Source organism: Flavobacterium sp., from assembly GCF_029242675.1.
Lineage (GTDB): Bacteria > Bacteroidota > Bacteroidia > Flavobacteriales > Flavobacteriaceae > Flavobacterium.
Window position 1 is genome coordinate 1 of sequence record NZ_JAQWTM010000145.1, and the last position, 3,902, is coordinate 3,902.

At 41.0% G+C, this 3,902-nt stretch carries 3 protein-coding genes; all 3 read right to left on the minus strand.

The window, feature by feature from the left end; genetic code table 11:
- Positions 1-1,461 (minus strand): carboxyl transferase domain-containing protein (locus P8M54_RS05760; RefSeq protein ID WP_300286127.1); only part of this gene is annotated, 1,461 nt, incomplete at its 3' end.
- A 154-nt stretch (positions 1,462-1,615) separates the two neighbouring features.
- Complete coding sequence (gene lpxD / locus P8M54_RS05765; RefSeq protein WP_300286129.1) at positions 1,616-2,614, minus strand: UDP-3-O-(3-hydroxymyristoyl)glucosamine N-acyltransferase; 999 nt, start codon at positions 2,612-2,614, stop codon at positions 1,616-1,618.
- Positions 2,615-2,888: 274 nt separating this feature from the next.
- Positions 2,889-3,902, minus strand: a 1,014-nt coding sequence (prfB, locus tag P8M54_RS05770) for a peptide chain release factor 2 (protein WP_300286131.1), incomplete at its 5' end; no start/stop codon positions are given.

Consider the following 3,902-nt stretch of genomic DNA (forward strand, 5'->3'; position numbering starts at 1 on the left):
GATTTTAGCGAATAGCGCGGCTTCTTTTTCGGCATCGACTAGTTCACCACTTTTTTTCAAGGACGAAGCTTCGATTTGTGCCAAAACTTTGGCGGCTTGTGTTCCTCCCATTACGGCTAGCTCCGCGCTTGGCCAAGCAAAAATTAATCGAGGATCGTAAGCCTTACCACACATAGCATAGTTTCCGGCACCGTAGGAGTTCCCTACAATCACGGTGAATTTAGGCACTACGGAGTTACTTACGGCATTCACCATTTTGGCACCATCCTTAATGATTCCGCCTTGCTCTGATTTTGACCCTACCATAAATCCGGTAACGTCTTGTACAAATACTAGTGGAATTTTCTTTTGGTTGCAATTCGCGATGAAACGAGTGGCTTTGTCAGCACTATCGGAGTAGATTACGCCTCCAAATTGCATTTCGCCTTTTTTGGTTTTCACGACTTTTCGTTGGTTGGCCACAATTCCTACTGCCCAACCGTCGATGCGAGCGTAACCGGTGATGATCGTTTGTCCGTAACCGTCTTTGTAGGCTTCAAACTCTGAGTTGTCCACCAATCGATTGATGATGTCCATCATATCGTATTGCTCGTTACGTGCTTTCGGAAGGATTCCGTATAATTCTTTTTCGTCTAAAGCTGGTTTTTCGGCTTTCACACGGCTGAAACCAGCGGTGTTGTAGTCTCCAATTTTATCAACGATATTTTTTATTTTGTCTAAGGCGTCTTTGTCGTCCTTGGCTTTGTAATCCGTAACACCGGATATTTCGCAGTGTGTTGTTGCGCCACCCAAAGTTTCGTTATCGATGGTTTCGCCAATAGCGGCTTTTACCAAATAGCTTCCGGCAAGGAAAATACTTCCTGTTCCTTCTACAATAATGGCCTCGTCGCTCATGATAGGCAAGTAGGCACCACCAGCCACGCAGCTACCCATGATAGCCGAAATTTGGGTGATTCCCATGCTGCTCATTTGCGCATTGTTTCTAAAGATGCGTCCAAAGTGTTCTTTGTCAGGGAAAATCTCATCTTGCATTGGTAAATACACTCCAGCACTATCTACTAAATAAATGATGGGCAAACGGTTTTCCATTGCGATTTCCTGTGCACGCAAGTTTTTCTTGGCGGTAATGGGGAACCAAGCGCCTGCTTTTACTGTGGCATCGTTAGCAACGACTACGCATTGCTTGCCACGGATAAATCCTATTTTAACCACAACACCACCTGATGGGCAGCCACCGTGTTCTTTGTACATTCCTTCGCCTACAAAAGCACCAATTTCGATAGCTTTGGCTTTTGGGTCTAGCAAATAATCGATGCGCTCTCTGGCGGTCATTTTTCCCTCGGCATGTAATTTTGCAATTCTTTTTTCACCACCGCCTAATTTAACTTTAGAAAGGTTGTGTTTTAACTGTGATAATAAAAGTTTATTGTGATCTTCGTTTTTGTTGAAGTTTAAATCCATGTTGTAATAAGGTTATAAATAGTTGGTGCTAAATTACAAAATCAATCGAAATAATTTTTATTATTTGGAACCGATTCTAAAATATTTTCGCTTTAAACATAAAAAAACAGAAGCGAACTTCTGTTTTTTTATGAATATGATAAATTCTAGTGGTTTATTTCTTAGAATCATTAACTAGTCTTTTTAAAATGGCCCATTGTTTCAAGGCATCACGAGCTTCGACTGCAGGATATCCTAAAACCGTTTTACCGGCTGGAACGTCACTTACAACGCCTGAGCCTGCACCAATTGTTGCCCCACTTCCCAAAGTAGTATGGTCTTTTATAGAAGCGCTTCCGCCAATGATAACGCCATCGCCTAAGGTTACTGATCCTGCTAAACCGCTGTGTCCTGCCATAATGCAAAAACGACCGAGTTTACTGTTATGTCCTATTTGTACTAAATTGTCAATTTTACAACCATCGCCCAAAACGGTAGAGCTGAATTTTCCTCTATCGACACAGGAGTTAGCTCCAATTTCGACTCCGTTGCCTATGATTACGTTTCCTATTTGCGGAATTTTAACCAAACCTCTTTGCGGGCAAGGTCTGAAACCAAAACCATCTGCACCAATCGTTGCGTTAGGATGGATGATGCAATCGTTACCAATGTGACAACGTTCTCTAACCACACTACTGGACCAAATAACGGTATTGTTACCAATAGTAGAAGCATCCAGAATCGTAACATTTGGATAGAGAATAGCGTTAGTACCAATTTTTACGTCAGGACCAATGTAACATCCGGCACCAATTTTAGCACCAGCACCAATTGTCGCTGTATTATCGACTACTGCCGAAGGATGAATATCTACTGAAAAAACAGGCATAGGATGTGCAAATAACTCTAGCACTTGCGACATGGCTAAATCGGCATTTTTTACTTTGATAAAAGCTTTGTTTTCGCCAGGTTCAATGGAGATATCTTCATTGACCACGGCAACGCAAGCCTTAGATGTCGCCCAGATTTTTTCGTATTTTCTATTTCCAATAAATGAAATTTCAGTTTCAGCTGCTGCTTCTAATTGTTCGGGTGCAGTAACAAGATGTGAAGTGTTACCAACAATTTCTCCTTTAAGGACTTCATTAATTTCTTGGACAGAATACGATTTCATAGGTGGTGTGGTTGTAAATAGTTTAATTGAATTCAAATAAAAGAAATAGAAACTAGTTTTCCAAATCCTTTACGAATACTAAGGCTAAGATTAACTAAAAATATGTTTTTGGTTGTTTTTTTGTGAATAAATTACTGTCGTCCGTTTGTGTTTTAGAATAATTGGTAAGCTAAACAGGGGTAACCGTAGCCAAAAATAAAAAACCCGACAAGAAATTGCTCCTGTCGGGTTGTAAACTATTCGATTGAAAATAAAGTTGGGCAAAAATAATTAGTTATTCTTCCTCTTTTTGCCCCATCATCATTAGGTAGGCTTTTAGGAAGTCATCAATTTGTCCGTCCATCACACCATCTACGTTACTAGTTTCGTGTCCGGTTCGAACATCTTTCACCAGTTTGTAGGGTTGCATGACGTAATTCCTAATTTGGGAACCCCATTCGATTTTCATTTTTCCTGCTTCAATATCGGCGCGCTGTTCTTGCTTTTTCTTCAATTCGATTTCGTACAATTGGGAACGAAGCATTTGCATAGCGCGCTGTCTGTTGTCTTGCTGAGAACGGGTTTCTGAACACTGAATCTGAATTCCAGTTGGTTTATGGTACAATTGTACTTTTGTCTCTACCTTATTTACGTTTTGTCCACCCGCTCCACTAGAGCGTGAGGTCGTAATTTCGATATCGGCAGGATTGATTTCGATTTCGATACTATCGTCCACCAACGGATACACATAAACAGAAGCAAAGGACGTATGACGCTTGGCATTGCTATCAAAAGGAGAAATACGCACCAAACGATGCACACCATTTTCGCCCTTTAGATACCCAAAAGAATAATCGCCTTCAAACTCGAGCGTTACGGTTTTGATACCGGCAACCTCTCCCTCTTGGTAGTTTAATTCCTTGATTTTATAGCCGTACTTTTCGCCCCACATCATGTACATACGCATGAGCATCGATGCCCAATCGCAACTTTCAGTACCACCGGCACCAGCCGTGATTTGCAAAACAGCACTTAAACTATCACCTTCATCTGATAACATGTTTTTGAATTCAATGGCTTCCAGATGGTTTTCAGTCGCTAGATGTTGCTCATCGAGTTCCTCAGCAGTGAGTTCTCCTTCCTTATAAAACTCATAAGCAAGTTGTAATTCATCCGTAAGTTCGATGGCTTTATTGTAGTCCTCGATCCATTTTTTCTTATTTCTAAGGTTCTTTACAATTAGTTCTGCTTCTCTGGCGTTATTCCAGAAATCAGGAGCAAAAGTTTTTTCTTCCTCGTTAGAAATTTC